Source organism: Phenylobacterium sp. (assembly GCF_036264965.1).
Taxonomy (GTDB): domain Bacteria; phylum Pseudomonadota; class Alphaproteobacteria; order Caulobacterales; family Caulobacteraceae; genus Phenylobacterium.
The window spans coordinates 14,134-39,421 of record NZ_DATAPY010000118.1 but is presented as its reverse complement, the minus strand read 5'-3'; the positions used below and the strand labels follow the sequence as shown (position 1 = coordinate 39,421).

Sequence of the window (25,288 nt, the reverse complement as noted above, 5' to 3'; positions counted from 1 at the left end):
TGTTCGTCATTGACGCCAAGTGTTCGCTGAATGCCTTCCTGGAGCTGCAGGAGGCCGAGGGCGACGAGGCGCGGGAGGCGGCGGGCCTGCGCCATGTGCAGAGCGTGCGCGGCCACATCGCCGGGCTGTCGGCCAAGGCCTATTGGGATCAGTTCGACGGCTCGCCGGACTTCGTGGCGATGTTCGTGCCGCTGGATTCGGCGCTGGCCGCCGCGGTCGACCGCGCGCCGACCCTGATGACCGAGGCGATGGACAGGAAGGTGGTGATCGTCACGCCCACCACGCTGTTCGCGCTCTGCAAGGCGGTGGTCTACGGCTGGCGGGTCGAGGAGCAGGCGGCCAACGCGCGGACCATCGCCGAGCTGGGCCGCGAGCTCTACAAGCGCATCGCCGTGATGGGCGGCCACGCCGGCTCAGTGGGCAAGGCGCTGGAGGCCGCGGTGGCCCGCTACAACCAGTTCGTCGGGTCGCTCGAGACCCAGGTCCTGACCCAGGCGCGGCGCTTCGAGGAGCTGAAGGTCGACCACGAGGGCAAGAAGGTCGAGGTGTTGGAGCCGCTGGACACCGCGGTCCGGCCGCTGTCGAAGCTGTCGCCCGAGACCCCGCCGCAGGTGCGCCTGGTAGCCGGCGATGAGGGCTGAGGCGATTGGCCTACCTTGACGCTCGGGTATCGGGTCCCTAATTCGCCCCCATGGCCCTGCGCGAGATCCTCATTGTCCCCGACCCGATCCTGAAGAAGGTCTCGGCGCGCGTCGACGTGGTGGACGACGAGCTGCGCGCGCTGATGGATGACATGCTCGAAACCATGTACGCGGCGCCCGGCATCGGCCTGGCGGCGATCCAGGTGGGCGTGCCCAAGCGGGTGATCGTCGTGGACCTGGCGCGCGAGGGCGAAGACCCTGCGCCGCAGTATTTCGTGAACCCCGAGATCCTCTGGGCCTCGGAAGAGACCGCGCCCTACGAAGAGGGCTGCCTCTCGGTGCCGGAGATCTACGACGAGGTCGAGCGGCCGTCGCATGTGAAGCTGCGCTACCTGAACTACCGGGGCGAGACGGTCGAAGAGGACGCCGAAGGCCTCTACGCCGTCTGCATCCAGCACGAGATGGATCACCTGGACGGCGTGCTGTTCATCGACCACCTGTCGCGCCTGAAGCGCGAGCAGGCGGTGAAGAAGGTCAAGAAGCAGGCCAAGGCGGCCTAATTCGCGCCGGAGCTAGTGCTCCACCTTGTCCTTGGCGCGGTCGACGGCGGCGTCGGTCTTGGCGGCGGCCTTGTCCGTGCCGGATTTGATGTCGGAGGCGGCCTTTTCGGTCCCGGCTTTCAGCTTCTCACCGGCCTGGCCCGCCGCTTCCTTGGTCTTGGCGGCGGCTTCCTCAGTTCCCTGTTTGATGTCCGAGCCGAGTTCCTTGGCGGCCGGCGCGTTGGCGACGTCCTTGGCGGCTGAGGCGGCGTCGGAGCCGACGGCCTTCAGGTCCTGGCCGGTCTTCTCCTGGGTCGACTTGGAGCAGGCGGCGAGCGCCAGGCCCGCGCTCAGCAGGACGGCAAGGGTGAGGGTGCGCATGATGGGCTCCTGTTCGGTCGGGTATCCGGTCGGGCAACCAACGGCCAAGCTTGCCTCAAGGTTCCGCGGCTTTGCGCGCGCGGCCTGCGGCGGGTAGAGCAACGGCCATGCGGATCGCCTTCCTGGGAACCCCTGACTTCGCGCTGGCCGCGCTTCGCCGGCTGGTCGCCGCCGGGCATGAGATCGCCTGCGTCTATTCCCAGCCCCCGGCGCCGCGCGGGCGCGGGCAGACGCTGCAGCCCTCGCCGGTGCAGGCCTTCGCCGGACAACAGGGGCTGACGGTGCGCACGCCCGCCTCGATGCGCGATCCGGCGGAGATTGCGGCGTTCGCGGCCCTGAACCTCGACGCCGCCTGTGTCGTGGCCTTCGGCCAGATCCTGCCGGGCGCGGTGTTGGACGCGCCCCGGCTGGGCTCTTTCAACCTGCACGGCTCGCTGCTGCCCCGTTGGCGCGGCGCGGCGCCTATCCAGCGGGCGATCATGGCGGGCGACGCTGTGACCGGCGTCGAGGTCATGCGGATGACCGAGGGCCTGGACGAGGGCCCGGTGCTGGCCAGCGAGACCTTGAGGATTGGGCCGCTGGATACAGCGGGAACGCTGCACGACCGCATGGCGGCGGCGGGCGCCGAGCTGTTGGCGCGGACGCTTGTCGACATCGAGGCCGGTGAGGCGATCGAGACGCCACAATCCGACGAGGGCGTCACCTACGCTAAGAAGATCGGCCCCAAGGTGGCGCGGATCGACTGGGCCAAGCCCGGCCGTCAGATCGACTGGAAGATCCGCGGCCTGTCGCCGTTTCCGGGCGCCTGGTTCCTGCTGCCCACCGACCGCCAACGCCCGGTGCGGGTGAAGGCCCTGCTGTCGGCCTTCGAGGATATCGATGGGCCGCCGGGCCAGGTGCTGGACGATCGGCTGCTGGTGGGGACCGGCGAGGGCGCGGTGCGGCTGCTGCGGGTGCAGCGCGAGGGCCGTGGGCCGCAGGAGGCCGCGGTGTTCCTGAACGGCGCGCCGGTGGCGGTCGGGACGGTGCTGGGCTGATGCCCCGCTTCCGGCTCACCATCGAGTACGACGGCGGCCCCTACAACGGCTTCCAGGCTCAGGCCGACCAGCCGACGGTGCAGGGCTCTCTGGAACGCGCGGTCACGGCCTTCTGCGGCGAGACCGTGCGCGTGCACGCCGCCGGGCGCACCGACACCGGTGTCCACGCCACCGGCCAGGTGGTCCACATCGACCTGGAGAAGGACTGGCCCGCCGAGACCGTGCGCAATGCGCTGAACGCCCACCTGCGCGGCGAACCGATCGTGGTGCTGGACGCCGACGTCGCGCCGCAGGGATGGCACGCGCGGTTCACGGCGACCGAGCGGCGCTACCGCTACCGCATCCTCAACCGGACGAGCCCGCCGGGCCTGGAGCGCGGCCACGTCTGGCATGTCAAGAACCCGCTGGACGCCGAGGCCATGCACGCCGCCGCCCAGGTGCTGATCGGCCAGCACGACTTCACCACCTTCCGCGACGTGGCCTGCCAGGCGAAGTCGCCGGTCAAGACCCTGGACGTGGCGACGGTGCTGCGCGAGGGCGACGAGGTGGTGCTGGTGTTTGAGGCGCGGAGCTTCCTACATCGCCAGGTGCGCTCGATGACCGGCTCGATCGCCGAGGTCGGCCTGGGGCGGTGGACGGCGGAGGACCTGAAGGCCGCGCTGGAAGCCAAGGACCGCAAGGCCTGCGGGCAGGTCGCGCCGGCGGATGGACTGTATCTGACGGGCGTGAGTTACGAGGGGGAGTAGCGTCCTTCTCCCTCGGGAGAAGGTGGCCTGCGAAGCAGGTCGGATGAGGGGCTATCGCCCGGCCCGACCCCTCATCCGTCACCCTTCGGGCGACACCTTCTCCCCAGGGAGAAGGAACTATTCTTCCGGGAACGCCACGAAATACCGTTCGATCAGGCGTTCGTAGACCGCCTGCAGCTGCAGGATCTCGGCGACAGGTGCGGCCTCGTCGACCTGGTGCATGGTCTTGCCGACCAGCCCCAGCTCGACCACAGGGCAAAGGGCGCGGATGAACCTCGCGTCGCTGGTGCCGCCGGTGGTGGAGAGTTCCGGATCGCGGCCGGCGATGTCGCGTACGGCGGCGGCGACCAAGTCGGTGAAAGGGCCGGGCTCGGTGAGGAAGGCCTCGCCGCTGATCTGCGGCGTGACCGTGATGGCGCCGGAGAAATCGCGGTTGGCGATCACTGCCTCGGTCTCGATCCAGCGGGCCAGGTCTTCGCCGGTGTGGTTGGGGTTGAAGCGGATGTTGAGCCTTGCTTTGGCGACGCCCGGGATGACGTTGGTGGCGGTGTTGGGCACGTCGATCTGGGTGATCTCCAGGTTCGACGGCTGGAACTCCGGATAGCCCTCGTCGAGCCGGCGCTCCTGCAGGCGCAGTAACAGGCGTAGCAGCACCGGGACCGGGTTGGCCGCGCGCTGCGGATAGGCCACGTGGCCCTGGGTTCCGGTCACGGTGATGTCGACATTGATCGAGCCGCGGCGGCCGACCTTGATCATGTCGCCGAAGGTCTCGCTGGAGGTGGGTTCGCCGACCACGCAATGGTCGATGTGCTCGTCTTCGATATCCAGGGCGTCGACCACCATCTTGGTGCCGTGAGTGGCCACGCCCTCCTCGTCGCCGGTGATCAGGAAGGAGAGCGAGCCCGTCACCTGGCCGGCGACGATCGCCTTGGCCGAGGCCGCGGCGAAGGCGGCGATGGCGGATTTCATATCGACGGCGCCGCGGCCCACCAGCACGCCGTCGACCACGGCGGCGTCGAAAGCGCCCCGGCTCCAGGCCGCCGCGTCGCCCACCGGCACCACGTCGGTATGGCCGGCGAAGCAGAGGTTGGGGGCGGCCGTCCCGTAGCGGGCGTAGAGGTTCTCGATCTCGCCGAACTTCATGCGCCGGCAGGCGAAGCCGAGGCCGGCCAGGGTCTTCTCGACGATGTCCATGGCGCCGGCGTCGGCGGGCGTCACCGAGGGCGCCCGGATCAGCGCTTTGGTCAGGTCGATTGCGTCGATCAAGCTCGCCCCCGGCGTGGTGTTTGATAGGCTGGAGGCCCCTCCTAGACCGGAATGATCCCGTGCCCAAGATCGACATCGACGCCGCGCCCACCCGCTTCGGAACCGGCTACCCGCCGCCCTATGACGCGCCCTGCCTGGAGCGCAAACGCTGGAAGCTGGGGGACGCCGCGGGCCTCACCCAGTTCGGGGTCAATCTGCAGCGGCTGGCGCCCGGGGTCTGGTCGAGCCAGCGGCACTGGCACACGGCGGAGGACGAGTTCGTCTGGGTGGTCTCCGGCGAGGTGGTGCTGGTCACCGACGAGGGCGAGCAGGTGCTGCGCGCCGGCGACTGCGCGGGTTTCCGGGCCGGCGCGCCCAACGGCCACCATCTGCAGAACCGGTCGGACACGGAGGCGGTGCTGCTGGAGGTGGGATCGCGGCGTGAGGCCGAGGACGGCTGCGACTACCCCGACATCGACCTCATGCTCTTGCCAGGCGAGCTGGAATACCGGCGCAAGGACGGAACGCCCTACGTCGACACCCGCACCGCGCGGAGCCGCTAGTCCCGCAGCAGCTCGTTGATCGAGGTCTTCGACCGCGTGCGTTCGTCGACGGTCTTCATGATCACCGCGCAGTAGGTGGAGGGCAGGGTCGGGTCGTGCGGGTTCGGGCGCGAGCCGGACATGAGCACCGAATAGGGCGGAACCTCGCCGGTGATGGTCGCGCCGGTCTTGCGATCGACGATTGGGGTGGTGGAGGTCAGGAAGACGCCCATCGACAGGACCGAGCCCTCGCGGACGATGACGCCCTCGGCGACCTCGGCGCGGGCGCCGATGAAGCAGTTGTCCTCGATGATCGTCGGGTTGGCCTGCAGGGGCTCCAGCACCCCGCCGATCCCGGCGCCGCCGGAGATGTGGCAGTGGGCGCCGATCTGGGCGCAGGAGCCGACCGTGGCCCAGGTGTCGACCATGGTGCCTTCGCCGACATAGGCGCCGATGTTGACGAAGGAGGGCGTCAGCACCGCGCCCTTGGAGATGAAGCTGCCTTTGCGGATCACCGTACCGGGCAGGGCGCGGAAGCCCGCCGCCTCGAAGCGCGCGGCGTCCCAGCCCGTGCACTTCAGCGGGACCTTGTCCCAGTAGGGGCCCGGCGCGTCGGCCTCGACCAGTGCGTTGGGGGTCAGGCGGAAGAACAGGAGGATCGCCTGTTTGGCCCACTGGTGGGTGACCCAGGTCCCGTCGTCCTGCCGGGTGGCGACGCGCAGGGTCCCGGCGTCCAGGCGCTCGATGGTCTCCAGCACCGCCTCGCGGACCGGGCCCTGGGTGGCGTGGCTGATCGCGTCGCGGTCCTCCCAGGCGGCCTCGATGACGCTCTTGAGGTCGGAATGGCCCGAAAGGCTTAGGCTTGGCATATCAGGCGGCTTCCTTGAGGCGGGCCTGCGCCAGGAAGGGCGCGAGCTTGGCGGTCCTGTAGCGGACGAAGGGCGCGGTGGAGGCCTCGGCGTGTGGGCCCACCAGTACGGTGGTCATGCCGAGCTCGGCGGCGGGCGCCAGGTTGCGCTCGCTATCCTCGAAGAAGGCCGCGGTCGTAGGCTCGATGGCGTGATCGGCGCTGATCTTCTCGAAAGTCGCGCGGGCGGGCTTCGGCACATAGTCGGCCGAGCCGATGTCGAAGATGTCGTCGAAGAGGTGCGTCAGGCCCAGGCGCTCCAGTACGCGCTTGGCGTGGAAGGCGTCGGCGTTGGTGAAAATCAGGCGACGGCCCGGCAGGCGCGCGATGCCCGCCACCAGCGCCGGATCGTGCGCCAGGGCCTCCAGCGACATGTCGTGGAAGATGGTGTGGAAGTCGGCCGGATCGACGCCGTGGTGCTCGACCAGGCCGCCCAGCGTCAGGCCGTAGTCGGCCAGGTACTGCTTCTGCAGCCGGTAGGCGTCGTCGCGGTCCAGGCCGGTGATCTTCTGGACGTAGGCGGTCATCCGCCGCTCGATCTCGCCCATGAAGCCGGACTCGGCCGGATAGAGGGTGTTGTCCAGGTCGAAGAGCCAGGTTTCGATATGGCGCAGGTCCGCGCTCATTCGCTGACCAGCGTGCCTGCCCCGTGCTCGGTGAAGAGTTCGACCAGCATGGCGTGGGGCTTGCGGCCATCCAGGATGACCACGGCGCCGACGCCGGACTCCACCGCGGCGATCGCGGTCTCCAGCTTGGGGATCATGCCGCCGGTGGCGACGCCGTCGGCGATGGCGGCCCGGGCCTCGGCGAGGGTCATCTGGCGGATCAGCTCGCCGTTCTTGTCCAGCACGCCCACCACGTCGGTGAGCAGCAGCATGCGCTTGGCGTTCAGCGCGCCGGCCAGGGCCCCGGCCACGGTGTCGGCGTTGATGTTGTAGGTCTGGCCATCCTCGGCGACGCCGATCGGGGCGATCACCGGGATGTAGTCCTCGTCGGCGTAGATCAGGGCCTCGATCAGCTTGGGATCGATGCGGCTGGGCTCGCCCACGAAGCCGAGATCGACCTCGCGTTCGATGCGGCTGTCGGGGTCCTTCTTGGTGCGTTTGGCCTTCTCGACGGTGATCAGCCGCGCGTCCTTGCCGGAGAGGCCCACGCCCCGCACGTCGGCCTCACGGCCGGCCAGGGTGATCCAGTTGGCGATCTCCTTGTTGATCGCCCCGGAGAGGACCATTTCGGCCACCTCCATGGTCGCCGCGTCGGTGACCCTGAGGCCGTCGATGAAGGTCGATTTGACGCCGGCGCGTTCCAGCATGGCGGAGATCTGCGGGCCGCCGCCGTGGACGATCACCGGATGCAGGCCCAGCATCTTCAGCAGCACCGCGTCGGCGGCGAACTGCTTGGCGACCTGCTCTTCGCCCATGGCGTGGCCGCCGTACTTGATGACCACGGTCTCGCGGTCATAGCGCTGGATATAGGGCAGGGCCTCGGCCAGGGTCCTGGCGGTCGCCCATCCTTCGCCTTGAGTATCGTCGGTCACAGGCCGTCGCGCCCTTTGAAAACGGGTGCGATCCGATAGCGGACGCCGCGCCCCCTGTCACCTTCGCTGGATTGCCGGGTGGCTAAAGCGCGCCTGCGAAGGCGCGGATCAGCTCTTTCAGGTGGCGCACGTCTGCCGGATCGGCCGGCACGCTCAGCAGGCGCGGCGTCACGCGCAGGTCCACCAGGGAGGCGCGGCCGGCGAAGGCCAGCGACCAACGATCGAACAGGCGCTCGGCGAGATCGACCTCCTCCAGGACGGTCACCCGCCAGTGGCGCGCGTCGCGGAAGATGCTGGCCATCACCGCGTCGATCGCCGGCGGGGGCCCCTCGAGGATCCCGGCGAAATGGTCCTCGGTGGAGATCAGCGCGCCGGTGATGCCGAGACTGGCGTTACGGGCTCGGGCGATCTCGCCGATGGCTTTCATATCGGAGCCGTCATGCGGCCAAGGCGTACTCTTGACGCTGACAAAGAACACCGAACGCAACATGCCTACCCGTCGACCTCCCCGGCGGCCAGGCGGAGCGCTCAAAGCCAAGGTTGTTATTTGCACGCAAAGATTGCGACATGGAAGACCTCCCGTCATCCTTGTTTCTGGCGCTGCGCCGAAGCCATGCTAAGCCTCGGGCGGGTTTCGAGCGGGGATGCGTATGCGGATTTCGGGTGTTGTGGCGGCGGCGCTGGCCGTGTGGGCGCTGGCGGCTGGGGCCCAGGCGCGCACGGTGGTGGTCACAGCCGACCGGCTGCTGGACGTGGCGACCGGCAAATATGTGGAAAAGCCCGCTGTGGTGATCACCGACGGGCGCATCGCGGCGGTGCAGAGCCAGGGCAAGGCCGACTATCCGGCGGGCGCCGAGCGGGTCGACCTGCCGGGCGTGACCCTGCTGCCCGGCCTGATCGACATGCACGTCCACCTGACGTCCTCGCCGCTGTTCGGGGGCTACAACCGCCTGCAGAAGACCGACAGTTTCTGGCCGATCCTCGCCACCACCCACGCACGCGCGACGGTGGAGGCCGGCTTCACCACGGTGCGCAACGTGGGCTCCCGCAACTTCGAGGACGTGGGGCTGAAACAGGCGATCGACGGCGGCTTCATCCCTGGCCCGCGCATCGTGCCGGCCGGCTACGCTATCGGCTCGACCGGCGGCCACTGCGATTCCAATTCCTTCCCGCCGTCGATGCATCAGAAGGGCGACGCGGTGATCGACAGCCCGGATGAAGGCCGCAAGCGGGTGCGCGAGATGCACAAGTACGGCGCCGAGGTGATCAAGATCTGCGCCACCGGCGGGGTGTTCAGCCACGGCGACACGCCCGGCGCCCAGCAACTCACCCTGGAAGAAATCAAGGCCATGGTGGACGAGGCCCATCGCGCGGGCATGAGGGTCGCCGCCCACGCCCACGGCGCCGATGGCATCAAGGCCTCGATCCTCGGCGGGGTCGATACTATCGAGCACGCCAGTCTGGTCGACGACGAGGGCATCAAGCTGGCGATCGCCCACGGCAGCTACTTCGGCATGGACATCTACAACACCGATTACACCCAGGCCGAAGGCAAGAAGAACGGCGTGCAGGAGGAGAACCTGCAGAAGGACCGCGACATCGGCGACATCCAGCGGGAGAACTTCAGGAAGGCGCTGAAGGCGGGCGTGAAGATGATCTTCTCCACCGACGCCGGCATCTATCCGCACGGGACCAACGCCAGGCAGTTCGCGGTGATGGTGCGCTATGGCGCGACGCCGCTGCAGGCCATCCGCACAGCCACCCTGACCGCCGCCGAGGCCCTGGACCGGGCAAAGGACGTGGGCCAGGCGACCCCAGGCCACTACGGCGATCTGGTCGGCGTGACCGGCGATCCGCTCAGCGACGTGACGGTGCTGGAGCACCCGGTGTTCGTGATGAAGGGCGGGGACGTGGTGAAGCGGGTCCCGTAGCCTCCTCTCCCCTCGCGCTTAGCGTCGGGGAGAGGAGTCAAATGGCGCAGGCGGCGAGGATCTCGGCGCGGAGTTCCGGGATGCCGGCCCCCTTCTCGGAGGAGGTGGCCAGTACGCGGGGGAAGGCGGCGGGGCGTTTGGCGATGGCGGCCAGAGTCCTGGCGACCACGGCCTCGACCTCGGCGGCCTTCAGCTTGTCGGCCTTGGTCAGCACGATCTGGTAGGAGACGGCGGCCAGGTCGAAGGCGTCCAGCGCCTCCTTGTCGACGTCCTTCAGCCCATGGCGGGCGTCGATCAGCAGATAGGCGCGCTTCAGGTTCGGGCGGCCGCGCAGGTAGTCGCGGCCGAGGTTCTGGAACTTCTTCACGTCGCCGCGGGAGGCGCGCGCGAAGCCGTAGCCCGGCAGGTCGACAAGCCGCAGCTTCTCGTCGGCGACGAAGAAGTTCACCTCGCGGGTGCGGCCCGGTGAATTGGACGCCCGCGCCAGGTGCAGCCGCCCGGCCACGGCGTTGATCAGGGTGGACTTGCCGACGTTGGAGCGGCCGGCGAAGGCCACCTCCGGCAGGTCCGCGGGGGGCAGGCCGGCGATGGCCACGGCCCCCATCATGAAGGTCACCTCGTGGGCGAAGAGGACGCGCGCGGCCTCCAGCTCCTCGGCGGTGAAGTCGTCGCTCACCCGCCGCCAGCCTTGCCGGTGAGACGTGCGATCGTCCGGTCGATGGGATTGTCCACCTTGAAGCGGCGCATCATCACGTATTGCTGAAGCGTGGTGAGCACGTTCGACCAGGTCCAGTAGATCAGCAGGCCTACGGCGAAGGGCGCCATGATGAACATGAAGATCAGCGGCATGAACTGGAAGACCCGCTGCTGGGCCGGGTCGCCGGCCGGCGGCGACAGCGACATGGTCAGGAACATGGTGAAGCCGTAGGCCAGCGGCAGGATGCCCAGGTGCAGGCTGGTGTCGAGGATCGGCCCCAACAGCGGCAGGTGGGCCGGGTTCCAGGGGATCAGGCCGAACAGGTTCCAGATGGTGGTCGGGTCGCGCGCCGACAGATCGCTGAAGGCCAGGAAGGGCGCATGCCGCATCTCGATGGAGATGTTGAGCACCTTGTAGAGCGAATAGAACACCGGGATCTGCAGCAGCATCGGCAGACAGCCGGCCAGCGGATTGACCTTCTCGCGCTGGTAGAGCGCCATGATCTCCTGCTGCTGCTTGGTCGGATCGTCCTTATAGCGCTTGCGAAGGTCCTCCATCATCGGCTGGACCTTCTTCATCTTGGTCATCGACTCGTACTGCTTGTTGGCGATCGGGAAGAAAGCCACGCGGACGATGACGGTGAGCGCCAGGATGGCGACCCCGAAGGTGCCGACACGCTGATAGATCTGGGTCAGGAACCAGAACATCGGGCGGGTCACCGGGAAGAAGAAGCGACCCCAGTCCACCGCGTCGTCGAAGTGGGTGATGCCCAGGTCCTTCTGATAGGCCTGCAGCAACGGCACGGTCTTGGCGCCGGCGAACAGGTGCTGGGTGACGGTGACCTGGGCGCCGGGCGCGATGGTGCGCGCTGCGCCGGTATAATTGGCCTCATAGACGTCGACATTTCCGGCCTTGGCGTCGCGGTACACCGCGTGCACCTGTTCGCCCGAATTGGGGATCAGGGCGGCCAGCCAGTAATTGTCGGTGATGCCGGTCCAGGCGCTGGCGGAATTGAATTCCTGGGTCGAGCCGCCGTTCTTCGCCAGGTCCTTGTAGGTGAAGGCCCGCACCCGGCCGTCGAGGTAGCCGATGGTCCCTTGGTGGACGACGCTGGACTTGCCGATGTCGGGGGGCACGCCCTGGCGTTGCACCGTGCCGTAGGGCGCCAGCGTCACCGCGCCGGTCCCGGTGTTGGCCACGGTGTCGGTGAGCGTGAACATGTAGTGGTCGTCGACCGCGATCTTGCGGGTGAACGCCAGGCCCTGGCCGTTGTTGTAGGTCAGGGTGATCGGCGCGCCGGGCGACAGCGTCGAACCCTCTGTCAGCGTCCAGGCCGTCGTCGCGCCCGGCAGGCCCGGCACGTTCTGGCCCACCCAGCCGAAGTCGATGAACCACGGGAAGGGCGTTCCCTCCGGGCGCAGCATCTCGACCGGGGGCGAGTTCTTGTCGGTGGTCTGCTTGTACTGGGTCAGGAACAGGTCATCGAGGCGACCGCCGCGCAGCGAGATCGAGCCCTTGAGCGCCGGGGCGGCCAGCGGCACGCGGGGGCTGGCGGCCAGGGCCGCGGCGCGGGTCACCGCCGGCGGGGCATTCAGCGCCGGGGCGCCGGGCAGCACCTGGGCGGCCGCGGCCGGCGGATGGGCCTTCAGCTCGGCGGCTTTGCGCTTCTGGGCGGGCTCGAGCACGAACGTCTGATAGACGATGAAGAGCACGAGGGCGCACACGAGGAAGATGATCGTGTTGCGGCTGGAATCGTCTTGCATGGGAACGGGCGCGGTCCGGTAGGAGTAAGGCCCTCAGGATTGGGGGCGATCGCGGTCGGCGGCGAGCCTTATCAGCGCGCTTTTCACGTCGTCAAGCAAACGCGGCCAAGGTCGCGCCGTCACACCGCCTCGGGCGATGAATACATAGTCGAAACCTGGGGTGGCCAGCGCCGGAAGCAAGAGGCGTGCGCATTCGCGCAGCCGGCGCTTGGCGCGGTTGCGCTCGACGGCCCCGCCGATCCGCTTGGTGGCGGTGAAGCCGGCGCGGACCAACGGCGTCTCGTCGCGCGGCCGGGCCTGGACCAGCACGGCGCCGCGCGCGCAATGGGCAGCCTGCGCGCAAGCCAGGAAATCCGGGCGTTTCTTGAGGCGTTCGATTTTAAGAGGGGCGTCGGGCATCCGCCGACACCATAGCTTAAGCGCGAGGCCTAGGCGCTCAGGCGCTTGCGGCCCTTGGCGCGCCGACGGGCCAGCACCTTTTGTCCGTTCTTCGTGGACATGCGCAGGCGGAAGCCGTGGCGGCGGGCGCGAACAAGGCGCGACGGTTGAAAAGTCCGCTTCACGGGGAGCTCCGGGGTCGAAAATCGAGCGGCGGTGGATAGGGGAAGAGCCGGGGCGTGTCAACCGCCGTGGCCGTTTCACTCCGCCAGAGTCAACACCATGGGGCCGTTCCGCGTCGCCACGAGGGTGTGTTCATACTGCACCGTGGGCGTGCCGCGGGTGGGACGAAGGGTCCAGCCGTCGCCGGTCTCGTCGACCCAGTCGTCGCCCAACGACAGGAAGGGCTCGATGGTGAAGACCAGACCCTCGCCGATGCGGCGGCTGTCGCGGGGTTCGTTCCAGGTGGGGATTTCTTTCGGCTCTTCGTGCAGGGCCGAACCCACGCCGTGGCTCGCGAGGTTCTTGATCAGGCTGTAGCCATTGCGGTCGGCGAAGGCCTCGATGCTGCGGCCGATGGCGCCCAGCTCGCCGCCGGCCTTCACGGCGCGGATGCCGGTCCAGAGCGCACGGCGGCCATCGCGGCACAGGCGCTCGACCCGGGGCGCGACCGGCGGCACGGCGAAACTCGCGCCGGTGTCGCCGAAGAAGCCGTCGATCTCGGCGGAGACATCGATGTTGACCAGGTCGCCCGCCGCGATCGCCCGGTCGTCGGGAATGCCATGCGCCACGTCAGGGCCGATGGAGATGCAGGTCGCGCCCGGGAAGCCGTAGGTCAGCTCCGGGGCCGAGCGGGCGCCGGCCTGGTCCAGCAGCCGGCGGCCGATCTGGTCCAGCTCGCGGGCGGTGATGCCGGGCTCCAGGGCCTCACCCATGGCCTTCAGGGTGTTGGCCACCACGCGGCCGGCGATCTTTAGCTTTTCGAGTTCGTCTTCACTGCCGATGGTCATGGGAGATCGCCCTCAAGGGAGCATCTTTTGAGATGTCTCCCGTCCTTAGATTTCACGGATGATGGGAGCCTTGGGGCCTGGGCAAGTCAAGGAGCGGCCCTTGGTCGCCCGCGTGGCGGCGCGCCTCTGACGCGTCCTTAAGTTGCCCAGGCCCCAAGGCATGCTCGCCGCCATGAAATTTAAGCTGGGGTGTGACGGGAGATGACCTTCCTCTCACCGCTCATCCCGGCGAAAGCGGGGACCCAGGTGTTTTGTTTCTCGGTGATCGGATTGGTTGTCGCGCCGCCAATTTGGGCTCGGCAACGGAAAAAGCCTGGGTCCCCGCTATCGCGGGGATGAGCGGATTGGGAGTGGCCGCAGCCTACAAATCCGGCCGTACGATGGTCTTACCGATCACCTTGCGGTCGGCGAGCGAGTCGAAGGCCGTGCGCCAGTCGCTGAGCGGGTATTCGGCGTCGACGCGGGGCTTCACCTTGCCGTCCTCGGCGAGTTTCCAGATGGCTTCGTGGTTCTCGCGGCCCCGCTCGGGGAACTGGCGGCCATATTCGCCGGCGCGGACGCCGATCACCGAGAAGCCCTTGATCAGCGCGATATTGACCGGCAGCACCGGCAGCCGGCCGGAGGTGAAGCCGATGGAGAGGATCCGCCCGCCGAAGGCGATGCAGCGCAGGCTCTCGTCGAAGACGTCGCCGCCGACGGGGTCGTAGATCACGTCCGCCCCGCGCCCGCCGGTGAGCTCCTTCACCCGCTCGCGGAAGCCCTGGGTGACATTGACCGTGGCCTCAGGGGCGTATTCGCGGGCGATGATCTCCAGTTTGTGGTCGGAGGCCGACGCGGCGATCACCTTGGCGCCCATGATCTGGGCCAGGTCGACGGCGGCCAGGCCCACGCCGCCGGCCGCGCCGTGGATCAGCACCCATTCGCCGGGCTGCAGGCGTGCGCAACGCTCGAAGGCGACGTAGGCGGTCAGGTAGGCCACCGGATAGCCGGCCGCCTGGCTGAAGGTCAGCGTGTCGGGCTTCCTACGCAGGCCCGCCGCCGGGACGACGGCGTACTGCGCCATGCCGCCGCGCCCGCCGCCGCAGACGGGATCGCCAGGCTTGAAGCCGGTGACGCCGTCGCCGAGCGCGTCCACTTGGCCGGCCAGCTCCATGCCGGCGACGAAGGGGACGGCGGGCTTGTGCTGGTGCTCGCCGCGGGTCTGCATCAGGTCGGGGAAGTTCACCGCCGCGGCGCGGACCTCGATGCGGACCTCGCCCGGGCCGGGCTCGGGCGTGGGCACGTCCTTCACCACGCAGCCCGCGTAGTCGGGCGCCAGCCGCTCGACGACGAGGGCGCGCATCAGGCGATACGGCCTTCGAAGCCCTCGCGGACCAGGCCGGCGATCTCGCGGCAGGCGACGTCGGCGCAGGGCACCGCGCCGGTGAAGGCGGTGAAGGCGTGCGCCAGGCCGTCGTAGCAGCGGTAGGCGACGGGCACGCCGGCCTCCTTCAGCCGCCGGGCGTAGGCCTCGCCCTGATCGAGCAGCGGGTCGAAGCCGGCGGTGACCACGATGGCGGGCGCGAGGCCGGATACGTCCTTGGCGCGCAGCGGCGACAGCCGCGGGTCGGCCGGGCTGTCGCCGGGGCCCATGTAGTGGCCGGCGAACCAGTCCAGCGTCGCGCGGGTCAGCGGGAAGGCGTCGCCATAGGTGGTCATGGATGCGCTCTCGCAGACCACATCGACCCAGGGATAGATCAGGAGCTGCAGAGCCGGCTGCGGCTCGCCCGCCTTCTTCAGCTCCTGGCAGATCACCGCGGCGAAATTACCGCCCATGGAATCGCCCCCGATCGCCGCCTGGCCGGCCGGCGCGCCGAACCGCCCGGCGTTGTCCTTGGCCCAGCGGTAGGCGGCCAGCACGTCCTCCAGGCCGGCGGGGAAGCGATGCTCGGGCGCCAGGCGGTAGTCGACGGAGAGCACCGGCCCGCGGGCGGTCTTGGCCAGGATCGAGCAGAAGGCCTGGCAGGTCTCCAGGTCGCCGATCACGCCGCCGCCAAAGTGGGCGAAGACCATCAGCGGCGCCTGCGGGTCCTGGTTGTCGGACCGGTAGACGCGCGCGGGGATGTCGCCGCCGGGGCCGGGAATGACGAGCGTCTCGATGCGGACGCCCGGCTCAAGGTCGCCGCCGGTGACGGCCAGGGCCATGGCGCTGGCGAGGCGGGCCTCCTCGGGCGTCATCACCGTCATCGGCGGCGCGCCGCGCGACTGGGACGCCAGGTACTGCAGCCGCGGGTCGAGGGTGCGGCCGCCCTGGTAGATCACCCCGCCGCCAGCCATCAGCCGCAACATGGGAATCGGCAAGCTCAACAGTTTGCGGACCATCATGCGCTGAGTGGCCGGGCTGGGCACGGCTAACCCTTGGCCTTGGGCAGGCCCTTCAGGCCGCCTAAGATCATGGTGACGGCGAACTCGGTGGCGCCCTTGGTGTCGACCGGGCGGCGCTCCAGCATCTTGTCGCCCACCTCGCGGGCGATGGCGATGCAGGCGGCGGCCATATAGTCCGGGTCGGCGAAGGGGCCCTTGCGCTGGGCGATATCGTCGGCCAGCGCGTCGCGGATCTCGGCGAAGACGGCGGCCATCTCCGGGGTCTCGCCCTGGACGTGGGGATGCGGCTCGCCGGCCGGGCGGCGCTCGATCCAGGTGCGCTGTTCTTCGGCGATGAAGTCGAAATAGGCGCTGATCGCGCGGTGGACGAACTCCTCGAAGGAATAGCCCTTGCCGCGCAGGCCCTTGAGGATCGGGGCGAAGCGCCGCGCGCCGTCGTCGGCGAGGGCGGCGAACACCTCCTCCTTGGAGCGGTAGTAGTTGTAGAAGGTGCCGGCCGCGAGACCGGTGCGGCGGATGATGTCGCGCACCGTGGCGGTCTCGTAGCCCAGCTCCCCGAACACCTCGCGCGCGGCGTCGAGGATCGCCTGGCGATTGGCGACCTTGGTCTGCTCACGCTTTCCGGAGACGAGATAGGCGACCTGGGACATGGGGACTTTGCAAAGACTCAAAAGTGACGCGTGTCACTCTAGGGGGTGTCGTCCCGGAAAGCCAACACTGCGCGCTTCCTTTCCCACTCGTGGGAAAGGGGGACCGTACGCCGAGCGAAGCGAAGAGCGGATGGTGGATAGGGCAAGCGGTCGCGCCGAGCTTGCGGCCTTCCCTCTCCACCACCCGCTCTTTGGCGGGTGGTCCCCCTCTCCCGCTACGCGGGAAAGGAAGATCAAACCGTCCGCTGGGCCCGGTCCTTCTCGTTGGCGGAGCGGATTGAGTCGCGGGCGGCTTCCCATTCGGCGTCGCCCCATTCGGCCAGGCGGCTGAAACCGCCGCCGCGCAGGTGGCCGCCGCCGTCGATGGCGATGGTCTGGCCGTTCACGTAGGCCGAGCCCGGATCGAGCAGGTAGACCGCCAGGTTGGCCAGCTCGCGCATCTCGCCGTTGCGGTTCAGGGGGATGGTCGGGTCGGCGCCGTCATTCTCGCGGCCCGTGCTGCCGGGCGTCAGGCGCGCGTTCATGCCTTCGGTCGGGAAGGGGCCAGGCGCGACCGCGTTGAAGCGGATGCCGCGGTTGCCCCACTCCACGGCCAGGGACTGGGTCATGGCGTTCAAGCCCGCCTTGGACATGGCCGAAGGCACCGTGAACGGCCCGCCGTTCCAGACCCAGGTGGTGATGATCGAGACCACCGAGGCGTGCTTGCCCTCCTTCAGCCAGCGCTTGCCGCACTCCAGGGTGACGAAGAACGAGCCGCGGAAGACGATGTTGGAGATGGCGTCGAAGCCGCGGGCCGACAGGTCCTCGGTGCGGCTGATGAAGTTGCCGGCGGCGTTGTTGATCAGGCCGGTCAGCGCCCCGCCGTCGGCCCAGATCGTCTCGATCATGTCGGCGATGGCTTCGGGGACGCGGATGTCGCAGGCTAGGCCCACGCACTTGCCGCCGTGAGCGTCGGTGAGCTCCTTGGCGGTGGCCTCGACCACCCCGCCGCGCCGGCCGCAGATATAGACCTCGGCGCCCAGCATCAGGCAGGCCTCGGCCATCACCTTGCCGAGGCCCGTGCCGCCGCCGGTGACGAGGATGCGCTGGCCGTTCATCAGGCCGGGGCGGAACATCAGGTCGTCCATCGCAAGCTCGGCCATGGCCGCATCCTCCGTGTTTTCTTGTGAGGTCAGCGAAGCGCCCTGACCTAGGGGCGGTCAAGCCGCGCCTCTTCATTCCCGCGCAGCGGGACCTCGGCGCTATTCAGGTTCGACACGAAGACCACGAAGGTCACGAAGACCACGAAGCAGACGGCTCAATTCGCTCCAAGCTATCGACCGCTGGTGCGCCTTCGCGTCCTTCGTGACCTTCGTGACCTTCGTGGTCTTCGTGTTCAAATGACAGGCCCGCTGGCGCGGGGCCTTTTAGCCGCCGACGCGCTCGATCATCGCCATGGCGGCGGCCGGGGCGCGGACCTTTCCCTCGTGGATGACGAAGGCGTAGACGTCGCGGGGCTTCACGGGCGCGGGCGTCGCCGCATCGGCCATCGTCAGGTCAGCGGGCGCGCCGCCGGCGGCATAGGTCTTGAAGCGGTCCACCCAGAGGTCGAGGTCGGCCGGCTTGTAGGCCGTGGGGGTATCGTCCGAACCGGTCTGCAGGCGGGCGTAGACCAGATCGCCGCTGACGTCGGGGATCATCGGATAGGTGAAGTGGTCGGCCAGGCAGATGGTCGCGCTGTATTTGCGGGCGAGCTCGACGAAGGCCGGATCGACGAAGGTCGGGTGGCGCACTTCCAGGACGTGGGCCAGGGGCAGGCCATCCTGCTTGTCCGGCAGCAGCTTCAGGAAGCCCTCGAAGTCGGCCGCGTCGAACTTCTTGGTGTTGGCGAACTGCCAGAGGATCGGACCCAGTCGGTCGCCGAGTTCGGAGAGTCCCTGGTTCAGGAACTTGCCCAGGCTCTCGGCGCCGTCGGCCAGCACCTTACGGTTGGTGCAGAAGCGCGAGGCCTTCACGGCGAACCTGAAGCCCTCGGGCGTCGACGCGCGCCACTTGGCCCAACTGTCCGGCTTGAAGCTGGAATAGTAGGTGCCGTTGATCTCGATGGCGGTGAGCTTGGAGGCCGCATAGCTCAGCTCATCGGCCTGGCGCAAGCCTTCCGGATAGAAGACGCCGCGCCAGGGCTCGAAGGTCCAGCCGCCGATGCCGAAACGGATTTTGCCGGCCGCCATCGCCCTACTTCCTTAGAGTCGCGGTCTTGTCCCGCGCCGCCTTGAACTCCGAGCCCGGCTTCCACTCCGGCCATTCGCGCGAATTGGCGAGCTGGGTCCCGAGGTCATAGAGCAGGGCCAGATCCTGGCTCATGCCGGTCAGGTCCCAGTTGGGATCGAACTCGTCGGCGGGCTGGTGGTACTTGTCGCGGACATAGGCCTCGCCCGCCGCCTTGCCGGCCGCGACGCCGCCCTTCACCAGGTCCTGGCCGGAGTGGAAGCTGAGCGCCGGCACCCCTTGCTTGGCGAAGGAGAAGTGGTCGGAGCGGAAGAAGCTGCCCGCCTCCGGCCGCGCGTCGGGGGTGAAATAGCGGCCGTGCTCCTTGCCGACCCGGATCAGGTCGTCCTGCAGGGTCAGGCCGCCGTCGCCGGAGACGCTGATGTCCTTGGCCGGGCCGTTCACCTGGCCGCCGTCGGTGTTGATGTTGGCGACCGTCGTGGCCAGCGGATAGAGCGGGTTGGTGGCGTAGTACTCCGAGCCCAAGAGGCCCTTTTCCTCGGCGGTCACTGCCATGAACTGCACGGTGCGCTCGGTGCGCGGCGCCTTCGCGAAGGCCCGCGCCATCTCGATCAGGCTGGAGACGCCCGAGGCGTTGTCGACGGCGCCGTTGTAGATGCGGTCGCCCCTGGCGTCCGGCAGGCCGACGCCCAGGTGGTCCCAGTGGGCGGTATAGATGATCCGCTCGTTGGGATGTTTGGTCCCCGGCAGGACGCCCACGACGTTGTGCGAGATGACGTGCTTGGCCTCGACGGCGAAGGCCGTGGACATGGTCACCCCCTTCAGCGTCACCGGCTTGAAGTCGCGGGTCTGGGCCTCTTTCTTCAGGGCCTCGAAATCCAGGCCGGCCTTCTTGAAGAGGTCGACGGTCTGGTCACGCTGGATCCAGGCCTCGATGGGCGCGTGGACCTTGGCCGGGTCCTTGCGGATGATGTCGAACACCGAGTTGGTGTTGGAGTTCTTGACCGTGTTCCAGCCGTAGCTGGCGGGGCCGGTCTCGTGGATCACGATGAAGCCCACGGCGCCCTGGCGCGCGGCCTCCTCGTACTTGTAGGTCCAGCGGCCGTAGTAGGTCATGGCCTTGCCGCCGAAGTCGCCGACCCCAGTCTCGTAGTCGGGGTCGTTGACCAGGACGAGCGCCAGCTTGCCGTGCAGGTCGACGCCCTTGAAGTCGTCCCACTTGCGCTCCGGCGCCTTGACGCCATAGCCCACGAAGACGACGGGCACGTCCTTCAGGTCGATGTGGTCGACGCCGGTCTGCGGTGCGCGGATGGCGATCTCGACGCCCTGTTTCCAGCTCTGGCTCGCGCCGCCGGTCTTCACGGTGAAGGCCACCGGGCCCTTGATGTTGAACTCGGCCAGCGGGACGTTCTGGGTCCAGGCGCGGCCGGTCTTGGTCTTGTCGCCACCGGGCTGCAGGCCGACGGCTTTGAATTCCTTGGTGATGTAGGCGACGGACTTGACCTCGCCCGGCGTGGCGGGCCCACGGCCCTCGAAGGCGTCGGAGGCGAGCACCTTGATGTGTTCGGAGAGCCGCGCCGGATCGATCTTAGGATCGGTGGGTGCGGCCATGGCGGCGGTGGCGAGGGCGCAGATGGCGGCGCTCAAAAGAAGCTTTTTCATCGATCACTCGGCAAGGGGAACAGGCTGGGCCGCGACCCTAATGGGGAGGGCGGAAAACAGCTAGAGCGACCTCGCCGGCGCGAGCTTCGCCGCCAGATAGAGCCGGGTCATCAGCCGCAACTGCTCCGGCGCGCCGGGGCTGGTCGGCGCATCCCTGGTGGCCATGCCAACCATGGTCTTCATGTTGTTCAGCACCACGGCGGCGATGTCGTCAGCTTCCTTGTCGTCGAGGCCGGGCGCGCAGGTGGTCAACGCCGTCTTGACCCCCGCCAAGGTCTGGGCGCGGAATCTCTGGCGGACCACGGTCATGTCCGTCCGCGAGTCGATCAAGGCCGCAAAGCCCCGCGTCTGCGGATGCAGCTTCACCAGGAGATCGATGAGGATATCGGCCAGCTCTTCCGGCGTGGCGTCGGCGGCTCGGTCGTGGATCGCGTCGTACTCGGTCCGCAGGATCTCGGCCTGGTGCGCCATAAGCGCGTCGGCGATGGCGTCCTTGTTCGGAAAGAAGCGGTAGAGGGAGCCGATCTTCGCCTCCGCCCGGGCGGCGATCTCCGCCATGGTTGCGGCCTCGAACCCGCGCTCCTGGATGACGGCCGCGGCCGCATCGATCAGTTCGGCGACCCGCTGGCGGCCGACCTCGCGCTGCGGCGCCAGCGGTCCGCGATTTTGGATTGACGAAGTTGAGGACATCCTCAAATAGATAGGCTGCTTGAGTCCATCCTCAACTCTGTAGCCCTCCGCGCTCCCCCGGACAACTGGTGGAGACGGACGCCGCGATCCGCCGAAAGGACGCCCTGATGATCACCCTGCCCGCCCTGACCACGGCCCTGATCCTGATCGATCTCCAGAAAGGCATCGTCGGCCTGCCGCTGGCGCCCTATTCCGGCGACGCCGTGGTCGCCAAGGGGATGGACCTGGCCCGCCGCTTCCGCGCGGCCAAGGCGCCGGTGGTGCTGGTCAACGTGGCCTTCGCGCCGGACTTCAGCGACGCGCTGAACAGCCCCGTCGACGAGCCGCCGCAAATGCCGTCAGGCGGCTTTCCCGAAGGCTGGACCGAGCTGATCGATGGCCTGGCCGAACCTTCCGACCTGCGGGTCACCAAGCGCCAGTGGGGCGCCTTCTACGGCACGGAGCTGGACCTGCAGCTGCGCCGCCGTGGCGTGACCGCGGTGGTGATCGGCGGCGTCGCGACCAACATGGGCGTGGAGTCGACCGCCCGGGCCGCGCACGAGCACGGCTACGCCGTGGTGCTGGCCGAAGACGCCACGACGGGCCGCTCGGCCGACATGCACACCTTCGCCTTCGAACAGATCTTCCCGAAGATCGGCCGCGTGGCGAAGGCCGACGACATCGTGCTTCAGGCGTGAGCCGCCCGTCGCCGGCCGTGAGGGGCTTGCCCCTGCAGTCCCTGCCAGCGGCGGGCCGCTGGGCGGTGCTCCTGGCGGCCTCCGCCCTGGCGGCGGGCCTCCTCCAGTGGGCCAGGCTGCCGGCCGCCCTGATGCTCGGGCCGCTGGCGGCCGCCATGCTCGTTCAGACGGCGGGCGGTGCAGTGAAGGTTCCTCGCGCCTTCATGGCGGTCGCCCAGGCGGCCATTGGCTGCCTCGTCGCCCGCTCGATGACACCGGCCATCGTCGGTGGTTTCGCCAGCCACTGGCCGGTCTTCGTGGGCGTGGTGGCGCTTTCGATCGCCGCCGCCGCCGGTATCGGCTGGACCATGAGCCGCCTGCGTATCGTTCCCGGCACGACGGCGGTCTGGGGGATGCTTCCCGGCGCGGCGACGGCCATGATGGTGCTGGCCGAGGCCTATGGGGCCGATTTCCGCCTCGTCGCCTTCATGCAGTACCTGCGCGTGGTGCTGGTGGCGGCCGCGGCCTCGGTGGTGGCGTTGCTGTTCGTGCATGGCGGCGGCGCACCGCGCTTCGCCGGCGGATACTTCCCGCCGATCCACCTCCTGCCTTTCGCCGAGACCGCGGCCATCGCGGTCGTGGGTGGCGGTCTCGGCCTCGCCTCGCGCATCCCGGCCGGCGTGCTGCTCGGCCCGTTGGCGCTGGGGGCGGCGCTCAACATCCTGGGCTGGGTGACGATCGAGCTGCCGCCGGTCGTGCTGATCGCCAGCTACGCGGTCATCGGCTGGAACACCGGCCTGCGCTTCACCCGCGACGTGCTGGCCGCCGCCGCTCGGGCGCTTCCCCAGACCTTGAGCGCTACCGCCCTCCTGATGGCCTTCTGTGGCGTCCTGGCCTGGCTGCTGGTCGTCCTGCTGCATGTGGATCCGCTGACCGCCTACCTGGCCACCAGTCCCGGCGGCGTCGACGCCGCGGCGATCATCGCCGCTTCCACCAAGGTCGACACCCCGTTCGTCATGGCCCTGCAGACCGTCCGGGTGATCGTCGTGCTGGCGATCGGCCCGCAGGTGGCGCGATGGGTGGCGGGCACGCTGAAGCAGTCCGTCCCGCAGCCCGAACCGCCTGAGCCGCTCGATCTCGGCGATCTCGACTAGCCTCGGAAAGGCGAAGGATCAGCGCGCGGTTTTCCGTCCTGCGATGAAGCTTTCGATGCCGTCAAGGACCCGCTGGAGGCCGAACTCGAAATTGCGCTCGTGGTTTGGCGGCGGCATGCGGCCGGCCTTGAAGGCCTCGCCGATCTTGACCGTGGTCGGGAAGCGCGCGGGGTCGACCAGGCCCTCCAGCAGGGGCGTGTTCATGGCCCACCACTGCTCGTCGGTCATGCCGGTCTGTTTCTCGATCTCGCGGGCCTCCAGCGCCGCGCGCACCGCGCCGCGCACATAGTCGCCGACCAGCGAGGTCACCTGGTCCATCTCCGTCTCGGAGAGGCCGATGCCGTCGATGGCGCTGAGCGTCGCCTCGACGCGGGCCAGGATGTTGGGGCCGAGCGGCGGGCGGTGGACGCCGACCTGCAGCACCCAGGGATGGCGCTGCGCCATGGCCCAGCGCTGGCGCGCCAGGCGGGTGACCTGGCTGCGCCAGTCACCGGGCGAGGCGTCCGGATGGGCGTCCTCGGCCGCGACCCGGTCCAGCATCAGGTCGACCAGCTCGGCCTTCGACGGGACGTAGGTGTAGAGCGACATGGCCGAGATCCCGAGCGCTTCGGCCAGGTGGCGCATGGAAATCGCCGCCAGGCCCTCGGCGTCGGCCAGCTGGATGGCGGCGGCCACGACCTCGTCCACGGAGTGGCGCGGCTTGGGGCCGCGGCGGGCGCCCTGCGGGTTCGCGCCGGCCACGCGCCAGAGCAGCGCAATGCTGCGCCCCGGATCGCCGCCGCCTGAGAACTCCGTCGCCATGGGACCAGATGGCACAGCGAATAACACTTTACAACATACGGAGTTTAGCTCAGAGGAAAGCCGCAACGCGCCCGACAGAGGCGTGGGCAGGGGATTCTTCCGGGATTTGGGCCGGCCTGGGGCGCAGGCTGGGGGGTTTCGCGGGTCGGCTTCCGGCGCCCGCATCACTGGGCTTGTGTGTTCATGTCGTTAGACGTCCGACTTCGGGCTCTGCATCCAATGTCGTCCTCTGCGGCGACTACGGGCGACAGCGCCTTCCCGGGCGCTTCGATGTCGCTTGCATCCCGGTTGAAAATCCCCGCCATGCGTTCCGCCGCCCCTGCCGTCCTGCTGGCCTGCCTGGCGCTCGGCGCCTGCGCCCATGTGCGCAAGGCCGACGTGGCGATGCCCGCGGCCTTCGAGGGCGCGGAGGGCGCGCCGGACCGCGCGCCGGCCGGCTCCATCGACCTCGACCGCTGGTGGCTGGCCTTCCACGACCCGCAGCTCACCGGCCTGATCGACCAGGCGCTGGCGCGCAATCCGGACGCCCGCAGCGCCGGGGCGCGCCTGACCGAGGCCCGGGCCAACCGCATCGAGTCCCTGACCCACTACCTGCCACAGGGCGACGCCGGCGGCTCGACCAAGCGCACTGACACCCACCAGCTGGCCGGCACGGTGTTCAACTTCCCCGGCTTCACCTCCTCAGGCGTGTCGGACGCGACCGGCGCCACCCTGAACGTCAGCTGGGAAGTGGACATCTTCGGCCGCTTCCTGGCGACCTCGAAGGCGGTGAACGGCGACATCGCCGCGGCCCGCTTCAACTATGAGGGCGCCCGCGCCAGCCTGGCCGCCAATGTGGCGGACGCCTATTTCCAGGCCCGCGGCCTGGCCATCCAGCTCGACGACGCGCGTGAGACGCAGCGGATCGAGCAGGAGCTCTACGACACCGCCAACAAGCGCGCCCAGGTGGGCCTGGCGGCGAGTTCCGATGCCGACCGCGTGGCCGGCGACCTGGCCCAGGCCAAGGCGGCCGCCGCGGGGCTGGAGGCCCAGCTGCAGGTCGAGCGACGCACCCTGCTGATCCTGGCCGGGCGGATCGTCGAGCCGACGTCGAACATCGCCGTCGAGGCCAGTGTCGGCAACCTGCCACCGGTCCCCGACGCCCTGCCGAGCGAGCTGCTCAAGCGCCGTCCTGACGTTCGCGAGGCCAGCGCGCGGGTGGCCGCCGCCACCGGCCGCTCGCAGCTCGACATCCTGTCCTTGCTGCCGGTCGTGAATTGGACTCCGGGCCTGAGCTGGTCGAAGCAGTCGCAGCCCGGCTTCTCGGTCACCGCCCAGTCGGTGATCAACGGCGCGGCGATCACCCAGCCGATCTTTTCGATCCCCAAGCTGCTCGCCGAGCTGAAAGCCCAGAACGCGCGCAGCGAGCAGGCGGTGATCGCCTACGAAAAGGCCGTTCAGACTGCGTTCGCCGATAGCGAGGGCGCGCTGGTCAGTCTCGATTCCGACCGCCAGCGCGTGGCCCTGCTGACCGATGGCGAGGCGCGCGCCGCGCGCGGCTACAAGGCCAACAAGCTGGGCTACGACCGCGGCCTCACCGACCTGCAGACGGCGCTCAGCGCCGAGCAGTCCTGGCGGGCCACCCGCTCGCAGCTGACGGCCGCCCAGGTGCAGGCCGCCCGGCGCACCATCCAAGTCTACAAGGCGCTCGGCGGCGGCTGGCCCGCAGAACGCTTCCCCACTGACAAGCAGGCCCGCTGAGACGTGACC

General features: G+C 69.0%; 28 protein-coding genes. 9 read left to right on the top strand and 19 right to left on the bottom strand.

Features of this window, described 5'->3' with window-relative positions; translation table 11 throughout:
• Both VHS75_RS15655 and def read left to right on the top strand, forming a co-directional pair.
• The coding region (locus tag VHS75_RS15655; protein ID WP_329639543.1) for a DNA recombination protein RmuC at positions 1–641 on the top strand (641 nt) is incomplete at its 5' end.
• A gap of 50 nt (positions 642–691) precedes the next feature.
• Complete coding sequence (gene def, locus VHS75_RS15650; protein WP_329639542.1) at positions 692–1,201, top strand: peptide deformylase; 510 nt, start codon at positions 692–694, stop codon at positions 1,199–1,201.
• A gap of 12 nt (positions 1,202–1,213) precedes the next feature.
• Here the strand turns inward: def and VHS75_RS15645 are convergent, their stop codons facing one another.
• The gene (locus tag VHS75_RS15645; protein ID WP_329639541.1) at positions 1,214–1,561 is read right to left on the bottom strand and encodes a cell surface protein; all 348 of its coding nucleotides are present in this window, start codon (positions 1,559–1,561) and stop codon (positions 1,214–1,216) included.
• A 107-nt stretch (positions 1,562–1,668) separates the two neighbouring features.
• Between VHS75_RS15645 and fmt the strand changes: the two genes are divergently transcribed.
• Both fmt and truA read left to right on the top strand, forming a co-directional pair.
• Positions 1,669–2,598: a methionyl-tRNA formyltransferase gene (gene fmt / locus VHS75_RS15640; protein WP_329639540.1), complete on the top strand. Its 930-nt coding sequence runs from the start codon at positions 1,669–1,671 to the stop codon at positions 2,596–2,598.
• Entirely contained in the window at positions 2,598–3,344 is a 747-nt protein-coding gene (gene truA / locus VHS75_RS15635) for a tRNA pseudouridine(38-40) synthase TruA (RefSeq protein ID WP_329639539.1), read from the top strand. The genes fmt and truA overlap by 1 nt, the downstream gene beginning before the upstream one ends.
• 117 nt (positions 3,345–3,461) lie before the next feature.
• On the opposite strand, the gene dapE is transcribed toward truA, so the two are convergent.
• Positions 3,462–4,610: a succinyl-diaminopimelate desuccinylase gene (gene dapE, locus VHS75_RS15630; protein ID WP_329639538.1), complete on the bottom strand. Its 1,149-nt coding sequence runs from the start codon at positions 4,608–4,610 to the stop codon at positions 3,462–3,464.
• 59 nt (positions 4,611–4,669) lie between these two features.
• On the opposite strand from dapE, the gene VHS75_RS15625 reads away from it, so the two are divergent.
• Positions 4,670–5,152 (top strand): cupin domain-containing protein, encoded by a 483-nt coding sequence (locus tag VHS75_RS15625; protein WP_329639537.1) that lies wholly within the window; start codon positions 4,670–4,672, stop codon positions 5,150–5,152.
• Here VHS75_RS15625 and dapD read toward each other — a convergent pair.
• From dapD to VHS75_RS15605, 4 genes are all read right to left on the bottom strand, one after another.
• Entirely contained in the window at positions 5,149–6,000 is an 852-nt protein-coding gene (gene dapD, locus VHS75_RS15620) for a 2,3,4,5-tetrahydropyridine-2,6-dicarboxylate N-succinyltransferase (protein ID WP_329639536.1), read from the bottom strand. The genes VHS75_RS15625 and dapD overlap by 4 nt on opposite strands.
• Before the next feature lies 1 nt (position 6,001).
• Complete coding sequence (locus tag VHS75_RS15615) at positions 6,002–6,664, bottom strand: pyrimidine 5'-nucleotidase (RefSeq protein ID WP_329639535.1); 663 nt, start codon at positions 6,662–6,664, stop codon at positions 6,002–6,004.
• A complete protein-coding gene (argB, locus tag VHS75_RS15610; RefSeq protein WP_329639534.1) occupies positions 6,661–7,575 on the bottom strand; it encodes an acetylglutamate kinase in 915 nt (304 codons plus the stop codon). Before argB ends, VHS75_RS15615 begins: the two co-directional genes overlap by 4 nt.
• An 82-nt stretch (positions 7,576–7,657) precedes the next feature.
• Complete coding sequence (locus VHS75_RS15605) at positions 7,658–8,065, bottom strand: BLUF domain-containing protein (protein WP_329639533.1); 408 nt, start codon at positions 8,063–8,065, stop codon at positions 7,658–7,660.
• 154 nt (positions 8,066–8,219) lie between these two features.
• Here VHS75_RS15605 and VHS75_RS15600 point away from each other — a divergent pair, with 154 nt between their 5' ends.
• Positions 8,220–9,506 carry a metal-dependent hydrolase family protein gene (locus VHS75_RS15600; RefSeq protein WP_329639532.1) on the top strand — a complete coding sequence of 429 codons (1,287 nt, stop codon included), beginning with the start codon at positions 8,220–8,222 and terminating at the stop codon, positions 9,504–9,506.
• A 37-nt stretch (positions 9,507–9,543) separates the two neighbouring features.
• Here VHS75_RS15600 and yihA read toward each other — a convergent pair whose 3' ends face one another.
• From yihA to VHS75_RS15540, 12 genes are all read right to left on the bottom strand, one after another.
• Positions 9,544–10,182, bottom strand: coding sequence for a ribosome biogenesis GTP-binding protein YihA/YsxC (gene yihA, locus VHS75_RS15595; protein ID WP_329639531.1), 639 nt, complete (start codon positions 10,180–10,182; stop codon positions 9,544–9,546).
• Positions 10,179–11,966 carry a membrane protein insertase YidC gene (gene yidC, locus VHS75_RS15590; protein WP_329639530.1) on the bottom strand — a complete coding sequence of 596 codons (1,788 nt, stop codon included), beginning with the start codon at positions 11,964–11,966 and terminating at the stop codon, positions 10,179–10,181. The genes yihA and yidC overlap by 4 nt, the downstream gene beginning before the upstream one ends.
• A gap of 33 nt (positions 11,967–11,999) precedes the next feature.
• On the bottom strand, positions 12,000–12,365 hold the full coding sequence (gene rnpA / locus VHS75_RS15585; RefSeq protein WP_329639529.1) for a ribonuclease P protein component: 366 nt from the start codon (positions 12,363–12,365) through the stop codon (positions 12,000–12,002).
• Between the two features lie 29 nt (positions 12,366–12,394).
• Positions 12,395–12,529: a 50S ribosomal protein L34 gene (rpmH, locus tag VHS75_RS15580; protein WP_111457208.1), complete on the bottom strand. Its 135-nt coding sequence runs from the start codon at positions 12,527–12,529 to the stop codon at positions 12,395–12,397.
• A gap of 75 nt (positions 12,530–12,604) precedes the next feature.
• Positions 12,605–13,354, bottom strand: coding sequence for a type I methionyl aminopeptidase (map, locus tag VHS75_RS15575; protein ID WP_329639528.1), 750 nt, complete (start codon positions 13,352–13,354; stop codon positions 12,605–12,607).
• A 361-nt stretch (positions 13,355–13,715) separates the two neighbouring features.
• Positions 13,716–14,696 (bottom strand): NADPH:quinone oxidoreductase family protein, encoded by a 981-nt coding sequence (locus tag VHS75_RS15570; RefSeq protein ID WP_329639527.1) that lies wholly within the window; start codon positions 14,694–14,696, stop codon positions 13,716–13,718.
• Positions 14,696–15,742 carry an alpha/beta hydrolase gene (locus VHS75_RS15565; RefSeq protein ID WP_329639526.1) on the bottom strand — a complete coding sequence of 349 codons (1,047 nt, stop codon included), beginning with the start codon at positions 15,740–15,742 and terminating at the stop codon, positions 14,696–14,698. The genes VHS75_RS15570 and VHS75_RS15565 overlap by 1 nt, the downstream gene beginning before the upstream one ends.
• A 2-nt stretch (positions 15,743–15,744) precedes the next feature.
• A complete protein-coding gene (locus VHS75_RS15560; RefSeq protein WP_329639525.1) occupies positions 15,745–16,368 on the bottom strand; it encodes a TetR/AcrR family transcriptional regulator in 624 nt (207 codons plus the stop codon).
• Between the two features lie 233 nt (positions 16,369–16,601).
• Positions 16,602–17,510, bottom strand: a complete 909-nt coding sequence (locus tag VHS75_RS15555; protein ID WP_329639524.1) for an SDR family oxidoreductase — start codon at positions 17,508–17,510, stop codon at positions 16,602–16,604.
• A 264-nt stretch (positions 17,511–17,774) separates the two neighbouring features.
• Positions 17,775–18,578, bottom strand: coding sequence for a DUF72 domain-containing protein (locus VHS75_RS15550; RefSeq protein ID WP_329639523.1), 804 nt, complete (start codon positions 18,576–18,578; stop codon positions 17,775–17,777).
• 4 nt (positions 18,579–18,582) lie between these two features.
• Entirely contained in the window at positions 18,583–20,238 is a 1,656-nt protein-coding gene (locus VHS75_RS15545) for a M28 family metallopeptidase (protein WP_329639522.1), read from the bottom strand.
• 60 nt (positions 20,239–20,298) lie between these two features.
• A complete protein-coding gene (locus tag VHS75_RS15540) occupies positions 20,299–20,928 on the bottom strand; it encodes a helix-turn-helix domain-containing protein (protein ID WP_329639521.1) in 630 nt (209 codons plus the stop codon).
• A 68-nt stretch (positions 20,929–20,996) separates the two neighbouring features.
• Between VHS75_RS15540 and VHS75_RS15535 the strand changes: the two genes are divergently transcribed.
• Positions 20,997–21,605: a hydrolase gene (locus tag VHS75_RS15535; protein WP_329639520.1), complete on the top strand. Its 609-nt coding sequence runs from the start codon at positions 20,997–20,999 to the stop codon at positions 21,603–21,605.
• Positions 21,606–21,631: 26 nt separating this feature from the next.
• Entirely contained in the window at positions 21,632–22,738 is a 1,107-nt protein-coding gene (locus VHS75_RS15530; RefSeq protein ID WP_329639519.1) for an AbrB family transcriptional regulator, read from the top strand.
• Between the two features lie 18 nt (positions 22,739–22,756).
• On the opposite strand, the gene VHS75_RS15525 is transcribed toward VHS75_RS15530, so the two are convergent.
• Positions 22,757–23,539 carry a TetR/AcrR family transcriptional regulator gene (locus VHS75_RS15525; RefSeq protein ID WP_329639518.1) on the bottom strand — a complete coding sequence of 261 codons (783 nt, stop codon included), beginning with the start codon at positions 23,537–23,539 and terminating at the stop codon, positions 22,757–22,759.
• Between the two features lie 303 nt (positions 23,540–23,842).
• On the opposite strand from VHS75_RS15525, the gene VHS75_RS15520 reads away from it, so the two are divergent.
• On the top strand, positions 23,843–25,279 hold the full coding sequence (locus VHS75_RS15520; protein ID WP_329639517.1) for a TolC family protein: 1,437 nt from the start codon (positions 23,843–23,845) through the stop codon (positions 25,277–25,279).
• The last annotated feature ends 9 nt before the right edge of the window (positions 25,280–25,288 follow it).

Bases quoted from the DNA above. Each gene is read 5' to 3' on its own strand.
- VHS75_RS15560 (WP_329639525.1), bottom strand. From the start codon at position 16,368: ATGTCCCAGGTCGCCTATCTCGTCTCCGGAAAGCGTGAGCAGACCAAG.
- def (WP_329639542.1), top strand. From the start codon at position 692: ATGGCCCTGCGCGAGATCCTCATTGTCCCCGACCCGATCCTGAAGAAG.
- rnpA (WP_329639529.1), bottom strand. From the start codon at position 12,365: ATGCCCGACGCCCCTCTTAAAATCGAACGCCTCAAGAAACGCCCGGAT.
- VHS75_RS15555 (WP_329639524.1), bottom strand. From the start codon at position 17,510: ATGGCCGAGCTTGCGATGGACGACCTGATGTTCCGCCCCGGCCTGATG.
- VHS75_RS15540 (WP_329639521.1), bottom strand. From the start codon at position 20,928: ATGTCCTCAACTTCGTCAATCCAAAATCGCGGACCGCTGGCGCCGCAG.
- VHS75_RS15605 (WP_329639533.1), bottom strand. From the start codon at position 8,065: ATGTTGCGTTCGGTGTTCTTTGTCAGCGTCAAGAGTACGCCTTGGCCG.
- yidC (WP_329639530.1), bottom strand. From the start codon at position 11,966: ATGCAAGACGATTCCAGCCGCAACACGATCATCTTCCTCGTGTGCGCC.
- VHS75_RS15600 (WP_329639532.1), top strand. From the start codon at position 8,220: ATGCGTATGCGGATTTCGGGTGTTGTGGCGGCGGCGCTGGCCGTGTGG.
- VHS75_RS15615 (WP_329639535.1), bottom strand. From the start codon at position 6,664: ATGAGCGCGGACCTGCGCCATATCGAAACCTGGCTCTTCGACCTGGAC.
- map (WP_329639528.1), bottom strand. From the start codon at position 13,354: ATGACCATCGGCAGTGAAGACGAACTCGAAAAGCTAAAGATCGCCGGC.
- dapD (WP_329639536.1), bottom strand. From the start codon at position 6,000: ATGCCAAGCCTAAGCCTTTCGGGCCATTCCGACCTCAAGAGCGTCATC.
- VHS75_RS15520 (WP_329639517.1), top strand. From the start codon at position 23,843: ATGCGTTCCGCCGCCCCTGCCGTCCTGCTGGCCTGCCTGGCGCTCGGC.
- VHS75_RS15525 (WP_329639518.1), bottom strand. From the start codon at position 23,539: ATGGCGACGGAGTTCTCAGGCGGCGGCGATCCGGGGCGCAGCATTGCG.
- VHS75_RS15570 (WP_329639527.1), bottom strand. From the start codon at position 14,696: ATGCGCGCCCTCGTCGTCGAGCGGCTGGCGCCCGACTACGCGGGCTGC.
- VHS75_RS15550 (WP_329639523.1), bottom strand. From the start codon at position 18,578: ATGGCGGCCGGCAAAATCCGTTTCGGCATCGGCGGCTGGACCTTCGAG.
- VHS75_RS15545 (WP_329639522.1), bottom strand. From the start codon at position 20,238: ATGAAAAAGCTTCTTTTGAGCGCCGCCATCTGCGCCCTCGCCACCGCC.
- truA (WP_329639539.1), top strand. From the start codon at position 2,598: ATGCCCCGCTTCCGGCTCACCATCGAGTACGACGGCGGCCCCTACAAC.
- fmt (WP_329639540.1), top strand. From the start codon at position 1,669: ATGCGGATCGCCTTCCTGGGAACCCCTGACTTCGCGCTGGCCGCGCTT.
- VHS75_RS15645 (WP_329639541.1), bottom strand. From the start codon at position 1,561: ATGCGCACCCTCACCCTTGCCGTCCTGCTGAGCGCGGGCCTGGCGCTC.